At 62.3% G+C, this 14,837-nt stretch carries 15 protein-coding genes and 1 riboswitch; of the genes, 3 read left to right on the top strand and 12 right to left on the bottom strand.

All coding sequences use genetic code 11. The features are described from left to right. Positions 1-31 precede the first annotated feature (31 nt). The gene (locus GGD67_RS24830; protein ID WP_179736499.1) at positions 32-307 is read right to left on the bottom strand and encodes a hypothetical protein; all 276 of its coding nucleotides are present in this window, start codon (positions 305-307) and stop codon (positions 32-34) included. Between the two features lie 56 nt (positions 308-363). Next, the gene (locus GGD67_RS24825) at positions 364-1,020 is read right to left on the bottom strand and encodes a hypothetical protein (protein ID WP_179736498.1); all 657 of its coding nucleotides are present in this window, start codon (positions 1,018-1,020) and stop codon (positions 364-366) included. A gap of 466 nt (positions 1,021-1,486) precedes the next feature. Between GGD67_RS24825 and GGD67_RS24820 the strand changes: the two genes are divergently transcribed. Beyond that, positions 1,487-1,777, top strand: coding sequence for an AlpA family phage regulatory protein (locus tag GGD67_RS24820; protein WP_312013776.1), 291 nt, complete (start codon positions 1,487-1,489; stop codon positions 1,775-1,777). Positions 1,778-2,184: 407 nt separating this feature from the next. Continuing rightward, positions 2,185-2,511, top strand: a complete 327-nt coding sequence (locus tag GGD67_RS24815; protein ID WP_179736497.1) for a hypothetical protein — start codon at positions 2,185-2,187, stop codon at positions 2,509-2,511. Positions 2,512-2,887: 376 nt separating this feature from the next. Here the strand turns inward: GGD67_RS24815 and GGD67_RS24810 are convergent, their stop codons facing one another. The 7 genes from GGD67_RS24810 to GGD67_RS24780 form a co-directional block, all read right to left on the bottom strand. Further along, complete coding sequence (locus GGD67_RS24810; RefSeq protein ID WP_179736496.1) at positions 2,888-4,366, bottom strand: hypothetical protein; 1,479 nt, start codon at positions 4,364-4,366, stop codon at positions 2,888-2,890. A gap of 719 nt (positions 4,367-5,085) precedes the next feature. Further along, entirely contained in the window at positions 5,086-5,667 is a 582-nt protein-coding gene (locus GGD67_RS24805; protein WP_179736495.1) for a hypothetical protein, read from the bottom strand. Between the two features lie 52 nt (positions 5,668-5,719). Beyond that, the gene (locus GGD67_RS24800) at positions 5,720-7,957 is read right to left on the bottom strand and encodes a TonB-dependent receptor domain-containing protein (protein ID WP_179736494.1); all 2,238 of its coding nucleotides are present in this window, start codon (positions 7,955-7,957) and stop codon (positions 5,720-5,722) included. A 113-nt stretch (positions 7,958-8,070) separates the two neighbouring features. After that, positions 8,071-8,286, bottom strand: a riboswitch (cobalamin riboswitch). Positions 8,287-8,329: 43 nt separating this feature from the next. Then, positions 8,330-8,593, bottom strand: coding sequence for a hypothetical protein (locus tag GGD67_RS24795; RefSeq protein ID WP_244550660.1), 264 nt, complete (start codon positions 8,591-8,593; stop codon positions 8,330-8,332). Between the two features lie 99 nt (positions 8,594-8,692). Continuing rightward, on the bottom strand, positions 8,693-8,902 hold the full coding sequence (locus tag GGD67_RS24790; RefSeq protein WP_018320306.1) for a hypothetical protein: 210 nt from the start codon (positions 8,900-8,902) through the stop codon (positions 8,693-8,695). A 138-nt stretch (positions 8,903-9,040) separates the two neighbouring features. Continuing rightward, positions 9,041-9,217, bottom strand: coding sequence for a hypothetical protein (locus GGD67_RS24785; RefSeq protein WP_018320305.1), 177 nt, complete (start codon positions 9,215-9,217; stop codon positions 9,041-9,043). A 124-nt stretch (positions 9,218-9,341) separates the two neighbouring features. Continuing rightward, positions 9,342-11,078, bottom strand: a complete 1,737-nt coding sequence (locus GGD67_RS24780; protein ID WP_179736493.1) for an adenylate/guanylate cyclase domain-containing protein — start codon at positions 11,076-11,078, stop codon at positions 9,342-9,344. A 322-nt stretch (positions 11,079-11,400) separates the two neighbouring features. Here GGD67_RS24780 and GGD67_RS24775 point away from each other — a divergent pair, with 322 nt between their 5' ends. Then, entirely contained in the window at positions 11,401-13,587 is a 2,187-nt protein-coding gene (locus GGD67_RS24775) for a transglycosylase SLT domain-containing protein (protein WP_179736492.1), read from the top strand. Between the two features lie 80 nt (positions 13,588-13,667). On the opposite strand, the gene GGD67_RS24770 is transcribed toward GGD67_RS24775, so the two are convergent. Genes GGD67_RS24770 through GGD67_RS24760 form a run of 3 tightly spaced genes read right to left on the bottom strand, consistent with a single transcriptional unit; the run spans position 13,668 to position 14,600 of the window. Continuing rightward, entirely contained in the window at positions 13,668-13,976 is a 309-nt protein-coding gene (locus tag GGD67_RS24770) for a hypothetical protein (RefSeq protein ID WP_245283271.1), read from the bottom strand. A 43-nt stretch (positions 13,977-14,019) separates the two neighbouring features. Further along, positions 14,020-14,208 carry a hypothetical protein gene (locus GGD67_RS24765; RefSeq protein ID WP_177237119.1) on the bottom strand — a complete coding sequence of 63 codons (189 nt, stop codon included), beginning with the start codon at positions 14,206-14,208 and terminating at the stop codon, positions 14,020-14,022. Then, positions 14,205-14,600, bottom strand: coding sequence for a hypothetical protein (locus GGD67_RS24760; protein ID WP_092256935.1), 396 nt, complete (start codon positions 14,598-14,600; stop codon positions 14,205-14,207). The genes GGD67_RS24765 and GGD67_RS24760 overlap by 4 nt, the downstream gene beginning before the upstream one ends. Positions 14,601-14,837: the final 237 nt, after the last annotated feature.

Raw genomic sequence — 14,837 nt, 5'->3', positions numbered from 1 at the left:
TCCTCCTTCAGTCCGGACGCGGATGTTTCCGTCAGGTGGGCCCCCCGAGCATCAGCGCATGACGCAGCCGCACGCCGAGACGACGCGGGCTCAGCTCCACGAGCTTGTCCGAGTGATGTCGTTTCCAGGAATCGACCGACAACGTAGAAAGTTTTTCAGCTTCGCGCAGGCTGATGATGCGATCGAGTTCTAGGTCAGGCGGGAGGTTGAAATAGTCGGTAGGCGCAGACATTGGATTTCCTCCGCTGTCGGCGCGCGTGAGCGCGCTCAACACGCAGAGGTCATCACAAAAGCTCGGAAGCTGCATTCCGCACGTTCCGCAACGCGGATTTATTGTGCGGATGTTGCGGATCTTGCGAGAAACTATGCGCCTCGTCCCAACGCGCGATTGACCGTGTCCCAGGACGGCGCTGCCAAACCACGGTTTTCGGTACCAGATGACAGCTTATGGGCAACCCTGCCTAGGACGAAGCTGGTGGGAATTTCGTCGGTCACCTTGCCGTCTGGTGGATAGATTTCTTTTAACGCTTCCTGAACACGAAGCTGTTGCCGACTTACTCTACTCTTATTCGCGCGCTTCTGATTCTCCTTCGGTTCACCGCCCTGTTGTGGGCCTACTTCTTTCCCGTCAATTTGTTTCTCGCCCGCGCTTGGTTCGCGCCGTTGAGGTAGTAGCGCAAAGAGGTGCTCACGAGACACGCTGATCCCCATCGCCTGCAGGGCTCCGAGCTCATTTTCACCCGCACAATTGTCCTCCCAGTCGATCCAGTGAGAGGTAGCGTCCCAGAACAACTCTAGGAGAAGAAATGCGTTACCCAACTGCAGGCCTGTCATCACCTGCCCCTTCCCGTCCAACAGGTCCAGCGACATGCAGCTCCACGGCAGCTCCCCGGTCGCCATCCATTGATTCAGCCTTTTTCTTGTGAGCCTCTTCGAGCCGAGAACCCTCGTCGCCTCCTGTAAGGCTTCATTGAGCCAGATCCAATGGATCGCGTTAGTTTTGCCGCTAGCCTTCACCATGGTGAATCTCCCGTGGCTTGGTCGGTCAGTGCGTTTCAAGCCGCTCTGGCCGGCCGTGTTGTATGCGATCTTAGACGAGCAATCGGAAGAGCCCCGTGCTTGCTCTTGCCCGATCGTGCGAGGCTCTGCGCTCAGAATGACTCTCCATACGCACGCTGGCAACAACTACTCGCCGTTGCGAACAGAGCGAACTTCCACGTCCAGCACAGCACGCACTTCCAATGCCGAGACCAATTTAAGCGAACGTATGAGAGATCCTCAGTTGGCCTGAGTGCCATCGATTGCTCTGCAGTGCTCTGCAGTGCTTTCGAGTGCTCTCCAGTGCTCTTGAGTACTACCGAATGCTCCCGAGTGCTCCTCAATGCTGTTGAGTTCTGCTGCGTACTAGTGAGCGCTGCTGATTCTTCACATCCTAAAAATCACATTGAATCTCGCCGCCCGCTGCGCAACTATACTGTTTCACGCGATGTCGGGTTGCCCAATGAGCAATGACAACGATAACGACGACGATCTGCCCGCGCTGCGACGCATGTTGACCGAGCAGGCGGTCCTTGAAGAAATTCCCATCTCGCGCACCACGTTGTACAGGCTGGAGCGCGCGGGCAAATTTCCTCGGTCGGTGTACGTGAGCCCGAACAGACGGCTTTGGTTTCGCGATGAAGTCGCCGCGTGGCAGGCCGCCATCAACGACAACGACCAGCGCAATCCCAAGCGGGGACGTGGCAAAGGACGTCGGCGTCGGCGGTGGGGCGCGTGACGTGAGCGCATTCGAGGAAATCGGGTCAAGAGCAGCAAGAGCGCCGAAGCGCCGGCCTGACAGAATTTCAGCGAATGCAATCGTGATGGCGAGCCCCGCTGTATCTGCCGTGGACGCGACGCCCGGCGGGCGGCGGAACGGAGCAACGGACTCGCGCACGCGCAACTTCGTTTGCAGGCTATCAACGAGGTAGGCCAGACTAGTGAGATAGATGTCATAGGGGATTGACATCCGCCCCAGCCGAAGGCCTTATTTTCTGGTCGAGGGGCCGACCCGATCCAAGGCAACCTCACCGGTGCTTGCACTGAGGCGCGACACGGCATGGTTTGGGAACAATCCCGACCTTGCAGGGCGAGGCGGGCGTGATCGGGGCCTCGTCCCAAGGTCTCCAAAAACAGGAGACCGCTATGAAGATACGAAACGCGCGCTTGCGGCGGGGCCATGCACCGGGCCATGTACGCGAGACATTTTGTTGCGCAATCGACGCATTTCTCGAATGGAAGCCAGGCGAACCCGAGCCGGTGGTCGAGTACGAAATCGACTATGAACCCCGGCTCATACCCATCTCGCGCGCCTGCACGCTCGTGTGGAACTGCAACGACATCATGCCGGATCTCGGGTTTCGGCAACTGCGCGATGACGCCCAACTCGACATGAAGAAGAGGACCTATGCCGCATGTGCGCGCGCGATGCATACCGTGATACTGGAGCAGCTTCCGAAAGACGCTGACTAGGTCCTGTCTCGCATACGACGCCGCGCCAGTAAGATTGGCGCGGCGTCAGCACAACATTGATTTCCTAAGCGGCCAGTTAGCATCCGCCAACGGAAGCCGAAGCGCAGGGCGAGATCACCCACGCAGCACACAACGCTCGGCCGCTGCTCATCAACCGGCTCGCGTGGATGCGCAAGTCCGGATGCGGTTGCAAATGCAACAGTATGTTCGTCGGTGACGTTGGTCCGCCTGGCTCCATCTGCCGCCTAGCCGGGGAGGCCATTGACACAGCAGGAATGCTGCGAGGTGTCCTTTGAAGAATAAAATACAGCGAGTACGGCCGACAGGCCAAACTACACCAGCGGCTTGCGTCGGCAGAGACCGCCTAGATAGCCGATCAATTAGCCCGTGATGCCGACGGCTTGTTGTCGCTCCTCGCGTCGATGAGGATTACGTCCTTGTTCCCGCGTAGACCCAGTTTCTTCAGTATTCGGTCGACCTTTTGGCTTTCCTGATAGCTAAAGAAGATAATTACTTTCAGACCACGTTCGGCATCGGCGGACATCTGATAGATCTCAACCTGCTTCCTGAGATTAGCTTCTAACTTGGTATTGCTGGCAAGCTTCATCTCAACGAGTGTCTTGTGGCGACCTCTTGACGCTTTAAAATCGACTGGGCCACGACCATCATTGGCTTCTTGACCAACGTCCAGCGGCGTACCGAACCAGACTAGACGATAAAGGATTTGAAGATCGTTCTCGCGCTTAAATGGCTTGCCGTCGTCATCATAAAAGATGCGCCAACCTGCATTGTCCTCAATGACGTGCTTGAGATAGGCGACGCGCGTGTGAGCCTCTGCGTAGGTGCCACCCGCAATTTTGTAGAATTCTGTTTCGGCCAGTAGCGGCTGAAGGATCTCTTTCAACCGCCGTGAGAATTGAATTTCCGTCTGAAGCACTTTCTCGGCACTCAGATCAACTGCATCCTCGCCATGCATTTCTTTCAGTTTGATGTAGTAGTCGATCAGTTCAGGAAATTGCCGCACGGTCGCCGCTGCCGCTGACGTTTTGTCCTTCTGCGTTGGGGACCTCCTCGGGTTCACGCGCTGGCGCAACGCGAGATCGAAGTAGTTGGAAACGGCGGCACGCAGAGCAGCATCGGGAATTGCAGTAGGGATCTCATCAAAACGACCAAGCAAATCGGCCCGATTGATCCATGTGTCGTCACGGGTCAGCATCGCACGTGGGGTAAGCAGAACGAAGTCACCTCTTATCCACGGGAGCTTGTACGTCTTCCGCTGCCAAGTTTGCGTTGTGTAATTGAAGACGGCCCGGCTGATCGTTACGTCCCGCACGTGGCGAGCATCGAGAAATTGGGCGGCAAACCGCTCCGTGTACTGGCAGAGGAAGTCCTGAATGAGATTGGTAACGAAGTCACTGATGTTGTCTCTGCCGACGCCGTTGCTAACAAGGCAGACCTTTTCGAGGTGACTTCCCTCTGTAATTTTTTCTTCACCGAAATTTACAAAAACCACATGCAGGTTCGCGTGCAATTCACGGGCGAAGTTTATTCCTATTCCGCTGCCTCCGTTACCGACTAGCGAGAAGCCGAACCAGTTCTGCTTGACCTCAGGGAAACAATACCAGTTTGTGAGGTCGCCATCGGATAGCGGTCCTTCGATTGCTCGTTCTCTCAAGAAAACGAGATAGTCGATGATCTGCCGGTGCAGAGCTTGATATTCATCGCTCTCACTGTGGAACAACAAGAACGGGTCGATGAACAGCGGCAAATCGTTGATCAGTGAGACATCAAAAGCGCCGTATTTCTCAACAACCGAAGGATCGACCCCAAAGGTGTCGCTAAAAAATGTCCCCATCGTCCCCGCCGCGACGTCTTAGATGTAAATTGGATTATTATTGATCGACTAGAAATGCGGGCGAGCGCGGGTGCAACCTTCAGGCAAGGCGTCATCCACAACTAACCTTATCGGGCGCCGTGAAACTCTACCTTTACGACCTGCACCTCTTGGACTAGGGCCTATTGGGGCCGCGCAGGTTTGAAGCAGAAAGTTTCGCTGCAAGCATCCTCCGCACAACCAATTCAAATTATTGTTCTTTTAGCCGCTCCGCCAATGGCAAAATAGCGCTTGCAGCCAGGACCACACGGTTTTGCCGTACGCACGGCCCGCCATTTCGCCGCAGTTTTCCCGAGCCCTGTCGACAAAGCCGGAAACTTACAGACGAGACGAAGCCTGGCAGCGCCGCTCGTCCGCACGAAGCCTCGGGCTCACAGGGACTACCCGCCCTGCCCGCGCCTCTCGTGCCGACGCTGCCGCGTCCACCGCAAGCCCGGCTCGCGACAGTGACGACCACATAGTCGCCCCTCTTGGGTGAGCCGGGATGGGCAAACACATACGCCGAAACCGAATTTCGGTAAAGTGGAATATTTTTAGCGACGTGGATTGACAGAGGGCGACACAGGCACGATCGCGTAGCCCGGATGGAGCGCCAGCGTAATCCGGGACGGTGCTAGATGCCGGGCGAGCGGCCCCGGATTGCGCTTTGCTCCATCCGGGCTACGGCCACGATCGGCCGCTCAGGCGGACATCGCTCGCTCGCGTCCGGCCGGATCGACCAGGCGCACGATCTCACAGATGGCAACGAGGCCGGCGAGCCAGACGGCGGTGGTCAGTCCAATGCGCGTCACGATCGCGGCGGTGAAGGCGCCCTCGCCGCCGAGGAACGGCGTCGTGGCGAGCAGCGCGAGCTCGTAAATCCCGTAGGCGGCGACGAGCGTGATCGCCAGCATCAGTGGCGTGCGGCCCTGCGGCAGCAGGCCGAGCACCGTCGACGAGGCCGCGGTCGCCAGAAGCGCGGCCGCGCCGATCACGAAGCCCCAGGCAATGGTGCCGACGTCAACGGGATAATGCAGCACGCCGAAACCGATGGTCTGGTTGACGAGCCAGGCGCCGGTGACGACGAGCAGCGCCGGACGCTGCGGCAGCATCGCCGCGGCAACGACGGCGAAGGCCGCGAACGGCGTGGCGCAGGCGAACGCAAAACTTGCGAGCGCGCATGACGCCGTCAGCAGCGCAAAGCAGAATATCGGCGCGAGGCGCGGCGCGACCGGGTGAAGCCGGAAGCGATCGCCACCAGACGGCAGGATGCTGAGAGCCATGGTTGAATCTCCTTCTTTCGAATTCTAGTCCATTTAGGGCGCGTGACGAAAATCAGAACGTTGCACCGGCCTTGAGCAGATAGGAGCGGCCGGGCAGCGGATAGGCGCTGAAGCGGCCGTCCGTGAAGGTGCTCGCGATGGCGTAGTCGTAGTAGAGCGCGTTCAGCACATTGTTGATGCTGAGGGACCAGAAGTAGCGCTCAACCTGGCCGCTGAGCTTGAGATCGATCGTGCCGTTGGCGGGAATCGGCTTCTGGGTGCCCGCCTGGTCGTTGTCCATGCGTCGCTCGCTCCAGAAGCGCGCGGTGGCATCGAGCACCACGTAATTCTGCCAGATGTTCCAGGTGACGCCCGCACTCGCCGTGTAGCGCGAGACCAGCGGCACGTCGTTGCCGGCCCAGATGCCTTCGCGGAAGACCGCGCGGGTGTAGGCCACGCCGGAGCGCAGCAGCAGGGCGTCGTTGACGCGATAGGACAGGCTGGTCTCCGAGCCGTAGCGGCGGGTCGGATCGAGATTGGTGTTGTAGAACAGGACCGGATTGAAATGGACCTCGTTGGTGAGATCCATCAGATAGAGACTACTCTGCAGCTGCAACCCGCCGCCCTTGATGCGAACACCGCCCTCGATATCCCCAGAGGTCTGGGTCTTGAGCTGGAACGTTTGCGGGATCGCAGCGAAGGTCAAGGGATCGAAGGAAGGCCCCGAGGACAGGCGCTCGTCGACATCAGGCGTGCGGAACGCGCGCGCAATGCGGCCGAACAGCGAGACCTGGTCGTTGAGGCGATGCTCGGCCCCGAGATGCAGCGCATATTGGGTCTCGTTGCTCGTCAGCGGCAGCGCGCCGATGTCGGCGTTGAAGGGAGCTGCCGGGTCGAAATTGTCGCGTGCCGCAAGTCTGACGTTCTGCACCCGCGCGCCGTAGGAGATGTCGGTCGTGGGCGCGATTCCCAATGTGTGCTGGACATAGCCCGCAACCGTCTGCTGCCTGAGGTCGTAATTGTGCCATGGGGAGAGCCCCTGCCCGGCGCCGCGGCCCTGCTCAAAGCTCGCATCGTAATAGTCGATGCCGCTCAGGAGCTGCGACGGCATGCCGAGCAGCAGGCTCTTCACGCTGAGCCGCGGCGTGATCGACCAATTCGTCAGATGGGAACCGACATAGGTCGACGTGAAGAACGCCGGAACCGGAGTCGGGGTGGAAAAGAACGCACTCTGCTGCTTCTTGTCGCGCACGCCGCCGTCGACAATGAGATCGACGCCGTTGACCAGGGTCTTGGTGAAGCCCGCGGTCGCGCCAAAACCCTGCTGGTTGGCGTAGTTGAACGGCGTGCTGGTCCCTCGCCGGTTGGCCCTGAGCTCGTCGAGGCCGATGGAGGGATCGACGGTGCGGCCACCCGGCAGCCGCAGCTCCTGATTGTCGCCGGTGATGGTGAGAAAAGCAGTCAGGCCCGGCGTCGTGTAGTTGAGATTGCCGACGCCATTCTGCTGCGAATAGCGATTGTTGTCGCGGTAGCCATCGGTCCTGACCGTATTGCCGTAGAACGAGGTCGACCACGGGCCGGAATTGAGCGAGGTCGAGACATTGCCGAGCCTGGTGTTGAACGAGCCGAAGCCGGCCTCGATGCGCGCGGTCACGGGCGGTCCGCCGACGCCATTTTTTGTGATGATGTTGATCACGCCGCCGACCGCGTTGTCGCCGTAGAGCACCGCGCCGGAATTGCCGCGCGTGATCTCGATGCGTTCGATCGAATTGAGCGGGATGGTGGAGAGATCCACCTGCGCCATGTCGACGTCGTTCAACCGTCGTCCGTTGACCAGCACCAGCGTGTTGGCGGTGGCAAAGGCGCCGAAGCCACGCAGGTCCACGCTGGTCTTGGCGCCTATCTGGCCGCCATAGAGCGTCGTGAGTTGGGCCCCCGGCGTCTGCGTCGCGATGATCTCGGCAAGCGTCTGCGATGGCGAATGCGCGATATCCGCGGCCGTGATGACGGTCGTGGCAGCCCCGACGATGCCGCCGCCGCCGGCGGCAGCCTTACCGCCGGAGCCGGATGAGCCGGCGCCATTGCCTGCCGGCGCGACATTCGTCCTCGCCCGCTGCCGAGTCGCCTCGCCGTCACCGGTCGCCCTGGCGCGCGTGCGGTTGTAATCGTCGGGCTGCGTCACTTCGATCGGCGGCAATTGCTCGGCAAGCGCGTGCTGGGCGAAGGCGGAGGACAGATCGAGCGAATGGAAGGAAACGGATGCGAGCAGGCCGGCGGCAAGGCGCCTGGCGGCAGAGACGAGACGGGACACAATTGTAACCTCGGTATGACGTCAGTGGCACGTCACAGCGAACGAGGTTTCACGGCAGAGCGATGGATTGCTCCGGTGAAGCTAATGTCTGTACTCCCCGACCGACATCTTCGCGTGTGACCACGGCTGACGGCAGGTCTCCTGGCTCGCGGGTCGTGACCTTGCGTCGCCTTCCCAGGACCGAGTTTCCCAGTGGCATGAGACGAAAGATTCACCGCTTACAGTTGCGGGGGCAGCCGTGGCGTTGAGACAGATCCCTGCGTTGGGAGAATCCCGCACCACATTCCCTTTTGATCTCCCTGAGGAGAACCGTCGCCGATCATTTACGAGCCGTTGGCCCCGGGAGTCAATCGACCGGTGGATGCCGGGCGCTCAGGTCCGCCCTCGCACACGTTGCGCCTGGGCCCAGGCGACAGCGACGTCGCGCGGCGGAACATCGACGCGCTTGATCGGGGTCAATTCGCCGGAGGCCGAGACGATGGCGGTCTCCTCGCGACGACAGCGCGTGCAGACAAAGCGGACCTCGTGCGGGGACGCCGACCAGCTCGACCGCTTCACATTGGCCGCCATCGGCCAGGCATCACAATGCGAGCACGACACCAGAAATCGACCGGGATCGAGCATACCCATTTCCATCGGACTCCGCGTCCTGCCCACCTGCTTCAATGATTAACCCAAGTGAATCGTTCCGGTGCCCCAGCACCGCCGCTGGGTGCGCCGGAGAAAGCGGTGGCCTCAGCGCGCGCCCTTGAGGGTGCAGGAGGTGGTGCAGGTGACCGTGGTGCCGCGATCGCACGATTTGCACGCACTGACGCACTGGTTCATGTCGCGGGGATTGTAGCTGTAGTTCCGCATCGGGCAGGTCGGCGTCGAGCCGGTGATATCCTGCTCCTGGTCGCAGGCCGCCGTCATGAGCGCGACTATGATCACGGCAACGAGGCGCATGTGATTGCCCTGTCAAGCATGGCAAATGACACTCGCGAGGTGCGCTGCAATGCAGCGAACCCCGGCCTTTCCACCACGAGCGATCGCTCGCGACGTCAAGGATGCGCGCCAAACCTTAAGAACGGATTGCAGCCGGCGTCAGGCCGCAGCCTTGGTCGCGATCGCCTGCCGCATGTCCACCGCCAGCTGACGGTACTGTTCCGAGAGTTTCAGATAGAACTCGCGCTTGGTGCTGTCGGTGGCGAGCTTGGCGATCAGCTCGCATTCGGCGGTGAGCGTCTCGAACCGTTCCAGCCTGTCCTGAAGTTCCGTCATCGGCGTGTCCCCGTCAAACGCCTCATGGACATCCAACCTAAGCCCGGGAAATAGGTCACGGCGAACATCGTTATCGAGTAGAAACGTTTTTTCCGGACAGGGCGGGCCGGCCCAACAAAAACGGCTATTTCTGCTCCAGGCGCCAGGCGCCGTCCCACCCCTCTTCCGGCGGCTTGGTCTCGAATTGCGCGATGCGGCCGAGCATCGTGCGCGAGGGGCCGTCGCCGGGGACGGCTTCGAGCGCGGCGTTGAAGGCGGCGCGCGCCTCGTCGAAGCGGCGGGCCCGATAGGCCGCGAGCGCTTCGGCATAATGCGTGCGCAGGCTGTCCTGCGCGGCGGTGAGCGCGCCCGCCCGCGCCATCACCTCGAAGATCGGCTGCGGCGCGCTCTGGCCCGCGACCGCGAGACGATCGATCTCGCGCAGCTCGAGCCGCGCTCCGATCGCATCAGCAGTTGCCTGCGAGATCAGGATGCGGGTGCCGTAGACCTTGTTGACGGCCTCCAGCCGCGAGGCCAAATTCACGGCATCGCCCATCACGGTGAAGCTCATCATCAGCTCGGAGCCGATGCTGCCGGTCAGGACCTCGCCGGTGGCGATGCCGATCCGCAGGTCACACGGCGCCGGCATGGCGCGGATGCCGAGCAGGTCGGGCAGCTGCTTCTGCAGCGCGGGCACCTGGTCGACCATCTCGGTTGCGGCGATACCGGCCAGGAGCGCCTGCTCGTCCTCCTCGATGAAGGGCGGGCCCCAATAGGACATGATGGCGTCGCCGATATATTTGTCGATGATGCCGCGATTGCTCCTGATCGGTCCGGACATCACCGTGAAATAGTGGTTCATCACCCTGACGAGGCCGCGCGGGGTCATGCCCTCGCTCATCGAGGTGAAGCCGCTCATGTCGCAGAACATGATGGTCATGACCCGGCGCTCGCCGTCGATCGCGACCTCGGGCCGGTCGATCAGCCCCTGCACCACCTTGGGATCGATGTAGCGGCCAAAGGTCTCGCGGATGCGCTCGTTGTGCCTGAGCTGCTCGGTCATGCGGTTGAAGGCCGCGGCTAGCTCGCCGATCTCGTCCTGCGTGGACACGGTGATGGTCTTGTCGAAGCGGCCGGCCTCGACCTCGCGGGTGCCGGCGAGCAGCAGCCGCACCGGGCGCGTGATGCCGCTGGACACCAGGAGCGCAAAGGCAAAGCCGACGATCGCCGCGAGCAACGTCACGATGCCCGAGACGATGATCGCCTGGTGCTGATGGCCGATCACCTGCGACGTGCTGGCGAAGACCTGCTTGAGCATGTCGGCCCGGATCGCATCGATCTTCTGGTTGAACTGGTCGCGCAGCGCGTCGATATGCTCGAGGGTGCCGCGCGCTTCCGCCATCTGCTGTGCGTCGATCTGGTTTAGGAGCCTCGCGTGGCTCTCCTTCTGATCGCGGCGCAGCTCGCCGACGGCGGTCTCGATACGGGTCTCGATCCGGGCCAGCGCGGCATTGTCGGACGGCGTGCGAGGGTCGTCTATGATCGCGTTGATCAGCTTGCGCGCGCGCTCGGCCTCCTCCTCGATCTTGCGGTCGGCGTCCTCGAACTCGCGAAGGCGCGCCGCATAGGCCTCCTCGTCCGAGGACGCCTGCATCTTCATCATGATCATCCGCCGCAGCGCCACCGATCGCTCCAGCGAGCGGATGTTGGCGCGCGCGAGATCGCCATAGGCCGGGATGTAGCGGTTGGTGAGCTCGTCGAGCAGGACGCCGACCTGGCTCGACATCACCATCGACAGGATCGAGGTGACCAGCATCAGGACGATCAATCCGAGGGCGATACCGACGATCTTGCGCCTGATCGACTGGTTGAAAATCGGCATAGCTGCAGGGACAAAGGCCAAAGGGACGGAGCAAGGGAACTCCATACACCGGATCTGGCTGCGGGAACACGCGCAATCTGGTTCCTCCTGGCGCCCTGAACCAAGCCTGACCGTCGCAGGCCCGGATCGTTAACAAAGGTTAAAGAAGCTGACCTTTGCTCCCCAGCCGAAGTTCCCTGGTCACATCCGTATTTTGCCGCATTGTTGCGACAGCGTGAGGAATGCGAAACGATGCCGTGGCATCGTTCTCGATGTCGTTGATTCTCAAGCCGCATGTCGTCGCGGACCTTGGTTTGTAGTGGTTTCGCAGGGGGACCATGGGATGAACCAGTGCCTACGCTCGCTCGCGTGTCTCGTTGCCGTGGCCGCAATGGCCCTCCTTCCGACCGAGCTGGCGGCCAAGAGCAGCCACAAATCGTCCGCGCCGAAGAAGTCGCATGAGGCGAAAGCCGGCAAGCAGCGTCATGCCGCGGTGAAATCGCGCCATGGCAAGCATGCCGAGGCCAAGCGCAAGTCGAAGAAGACCGGCGACGATCCGCCCGAGAAGCCGGCCGCCCCGCCGCTCACCGGGGACCTCGCCGCGCTAAAGGATGCGATCGACCTCGCGCGCAAGGGCAAGACGGATGATGCGAGCGCGGCGCGCGACCGCATCGCTGATCCCGCCGGACAGAAGCTCGCCGACTGGTTCATGCTGCGCCACTCCGAGAGCACCGCCAATTTCAAGCGTTATGCCGCCTTCCTCGCCGCCAATCCGGGTTGGCCGAGCAGCGCCCTGCTTCGCCGCCGCGCCGAGGCGCGGCTGTGGCAGGAGAAGGCCGACGCGGCCACCGTGCACAAATTCACCATGGACCGCCCGACCAGCGCCAAGGGCAAGTTCGCCCTCGCCCGCGTGCTGCTCGCTGAAGGCGACGCCGACAGGGCCGCGCGGCTCGTGCGCGAGGCCTGGCGCACCGACGAATTGTCCGAGCGGAGCGAGGAGGATTCCTACGAGGCGTTCCGCGATCTGCTCAACTCCGAGGATCATCGCGCCCGCATGGACAAGCGGCTCGGCGCCAAGGACTATGCGGCTGCGCGGCGCGCCGCGAAACGGCTCGGCGAGGATGAGCTCGCGATCGTCAAGGCCTGCGCCGCCGTCACCGGCAAGGCCAGCAAGGCCAAGGATTATCTCGAGGACGTACCGACTGAAGCGCGCCGCGATCTCGGCTATGTGCTGTGCCGCGCCCAATGGCACCTCCAGAAGGATCGCATCGACGACGCCGCCGAGGTGATCCTGGCCGCCGCGCCCGGCACTATGGCCGCGCAGGACACCGACGCCTGGTGGCGCGAGCGTCGCATGCTCGCGCGCAAGCTGCTCGACCAGGGCAAGTTCAAAACGGCGTATGACGTGGTGCGTACCGCCGCGGTGCCCGAGAAGGAAGTCTACCGCGTCGACTATCATTTCATGTGCGGCTGGATCGCTCTGCGCTTCCTGAATGATCCCCAGGCGGCCATGGCGCACTTCGCCGCCATCGATGCAGGCTCGGCCAATCCGATCGCGCTGTCGCGTGCCCATTACTGGCGCGGCCGTGCCGCCGAGGCGATGGGTGCTGTGGCCGATGCTCGCATGAGCTACCGGGCGGCCGCGCGCTATCCGACCGCCTATTACGGCCAGCTTGCGCGCGCAAAGATCGGCCTCGATCGCATCGAGCTGCGACCGCCCTCGCCCGTGCTGGCCGCGCTCGACACTCCGCCCGCAGACGAGCGCGTGCGCGCTGCCGACATGCTCTACGGCATCGGCGAGCGCGACACGGTGTTCTATTACGCCGAGGATTTCGCCAAGGAGAGCACCGACGTCGCGGCCCTCGAGGGGCTCGGCGAACTCGCCGGACAGCGCCGCGATGCGCGCGTGATGCTGGAGGTCGGCAAGTCGGCGCTGGCGCGCGGGCTCGCGCTCGACCATTACGCTTTTCCGACCATCGGCATCCCCGAGCACCAGCAGGTCGCGCCCGCGATCGAGACCAGCGTGATCTATTCGGTGGCGCGCACCGAAAGCTCGTTCGACCAGCGCGACAAGTCGCCGGCCAATGCGGTCGGGCTGATGCAGGTGACACCTGAAGCCGGCCGCGACACCGCCAAGCGCTTTGGCCTGACCTACGACTGGGACAAGATGGTCTCAGATCCCGTCTACAACACGCAAATGGGCGCGGCCGAACTCAGCGCGCTCCTGTCGGAATATCGCGGCAACCAGATCATGACGTTTGCCGGCTACAATGCCGGCCGCGGCCGCGTGCGCGAATGGGTGCAGGCCCGCGGCGACCCCAGGGATCCCAAGGTCGATCCGGTCGACTGGGTCGAGCGCATCCCGCTGTCGGAGACGCGCAACTACGTCCAGCGCGTGATGGAGAACGTGCTGGTGTACCGCGCCAGGTTCGAGGGCAGCAGCATGGTCGCCGGCAAGTCAGACCAGCGCGTCACGACGCAGGAAGTGAGCGCGGCGCCAACGGGATCGGCCGCAGCCCCGTCGCCCTAGCCTCGCGATCGCCGGGGCTGGACGCGGCGCGGGCTGGACGCGGTGACTGCGGCCGACTGCTCTGCGCGGCCGTCATCGAGCTAGCCGTCACCTCCTTCCGTGGTCAGAAGGTCGTACTCGCGCAGATATGCCTCGGCCAATGCGCGCGACAGCGCGCCGATCTGAATCATCCAGCTCCAGCTCGAGATCGCCGCCAGCGCCGCGATCGTCTCGAGCGAGCTGCCGGGCCACAGCATGTCCATGGCCGTCTGCTGACGGTAGCAACCGTAGTCGCAATACCGCTCCTGCTTGGACACATGACGGACGTAACTCGCACCCAGGGGCCGGGCGCATGCGCGGCAGACGCCGCCGTGGCAGGGATGTTCCTGATTGACGAGCATGAATCTCAATGCCGTGTCCTCTCCTGCCGAATGCGTTCTGCGGCCCGACTACTCAAGATGCCGCGCGCGTGCGTCCCTCGATCAACGGCGCGGACTCGTGATGAAGTGCGTAGCAGTCGTAGCCGCAGTAGCGCAGCAGCGTCCTGGCGTCGCGCAGATAGCCACCATCGATCTCCTCGCAGCACCAAAGGCACGACGTCTTGCGGAACGGGGTTCTGCCGTTCACCAATATGAATCTCACGTGGCACCTCCCAGCGCGAAACAGTAGACCAGGTCGACCAGAGAGGCGGACGGCGGTGGCGCGCAGATATGGTTGCGACCGTCGGGATTGTCTCTGTTGCGCTCGACCTTCTGCGACGGGATCAGGATGTATTTGCCGTCTTCCCGGCGCCGCGCGTAGATCCTGCCGTCGACGTAGCGAATCTCGGTCGGGTAGCAATCGGCATTGTTGCAGCAGCTCAGAACCGGATTGTCCGGCATGTGCCAGCTCGAATAGAACTTCTCGTGCAGCAGTTGATCCTGAGGCGGATGGTGACGATGTGAACCATCCGGTCCGGCTTCGTCGGCCTCCACGCCCGTCACCAGCGAAAGTGGCAGCGCGATCGCCAACAGGAGCTTGCAGGTACGGTTCAACGCAGCCTCCCGACGAAGAAATTGCCTGAGGTGGCAGACGCGGCGGCTGGTCCTCAGGCCGCCTGATATCGGAACAACCAGCGACGGTCGCGCTCGCGGCGCGCCCTGAACCGGTCGAGGCATTTCCTCGAGCAGACCGGCGTCCGCCAGGAATAGTATCGGATCAGGCCAAACTTCGCCGCGCAGACAGCACAGCCTTTGGACTCGGGACGGCGCTCGGAGTAGTCGGGGCTATCG

It is taken from the genome of Bradyrhizobium sp. IAR9, from assembly GCF_013408065.1.
Classification (GTDB): domain Bacteria; phylum Pseudomonadota; class Alphaproteobacteria; order Rhizobiales; family Xanthobacteraceae; genus Bradyrhizobium.
Note: the sequence above shows the minus strand (reverse complement) of the source record. Positions and strands in the feature narration are given on the sequence as shown.

Coding starts and splice junctions, on each gene's coding strand:
- GGD67_RS24830 (WP_179736499.1), bottom strand. CDS start 307: ATGCAGCTTCCGAGCTTTTGTGATGACCTCTGCGTGTTGAGCGCGCTC.
- GGD67_RS24825 (WP_179736498.1), bottom strand. CDS start 1,020: ATGGTGAAGGCTAGCGGCAAAACTAACGCGATCCATTGGATCTGGCTC.
- GGD67_RS24820 (WP_312013776.1), top strand. CDS start 1,487: ATGTCGGGTTGCCCAATGAGCAATGACAACGATAACGACGACGATCTG.
- GGD67_RS24815 (WP_179736497.1), top strand. CDS start 2,185: ATGAAGATACGAAACGCGCGCTTGCGGCGGGGCCATGCACCGGGCCAT.
- GGD67_RS24810 (WP_179736496.1), bottom strand. CDS start 4,366: ATGGGGACATTTTTTAGCGACACCTTTGGGGTCGATCCTTCGGTTGTT.
- GGD67_RS24805 (WP_179736495.1), bottom strand. CDS start 5,667: ATGGCTCTCAGCATCCTGCCGTCTGGTGGCGATCGCTTCCGGCTTCAC.
- GGD67_RS24795 (WP_244550660.1), bottom strand. CDS start 8,593: ATGGAAATGGGTATGCTCGATCCCGGTCGATTTCTGGTGTCGTGCTCG.
- GGD67_RS24790 (WP_018320306.1), bottom strand. CDS start 8,902: ATGCGCCTCGTTGCCGTGATCATAGTCGCGCTCATGACGGCGGCCTGC.
- GGD67_RS24785 (WP_018320305.1), bottom strand. CDS start 9,217: ATGACGGAACTTCAGGACAGGCTGGAACGGTTCGAGACGCTCACCGCC.
- GGD67_RS24780 (WP_179736493.1), bottom strand. CDS start 11,078: ATGCCGATTTTCAACCAGTCGATCAGGCGCAAGATCGTCGGTATCGCC.
- GGD67_RS24775 (WP_179736492.1), top strand. CDS start 11,401: ATGAACCAGTGCCTACGCTCGCTCGCGTGTCTCGTTGCCGTGGCCGCA.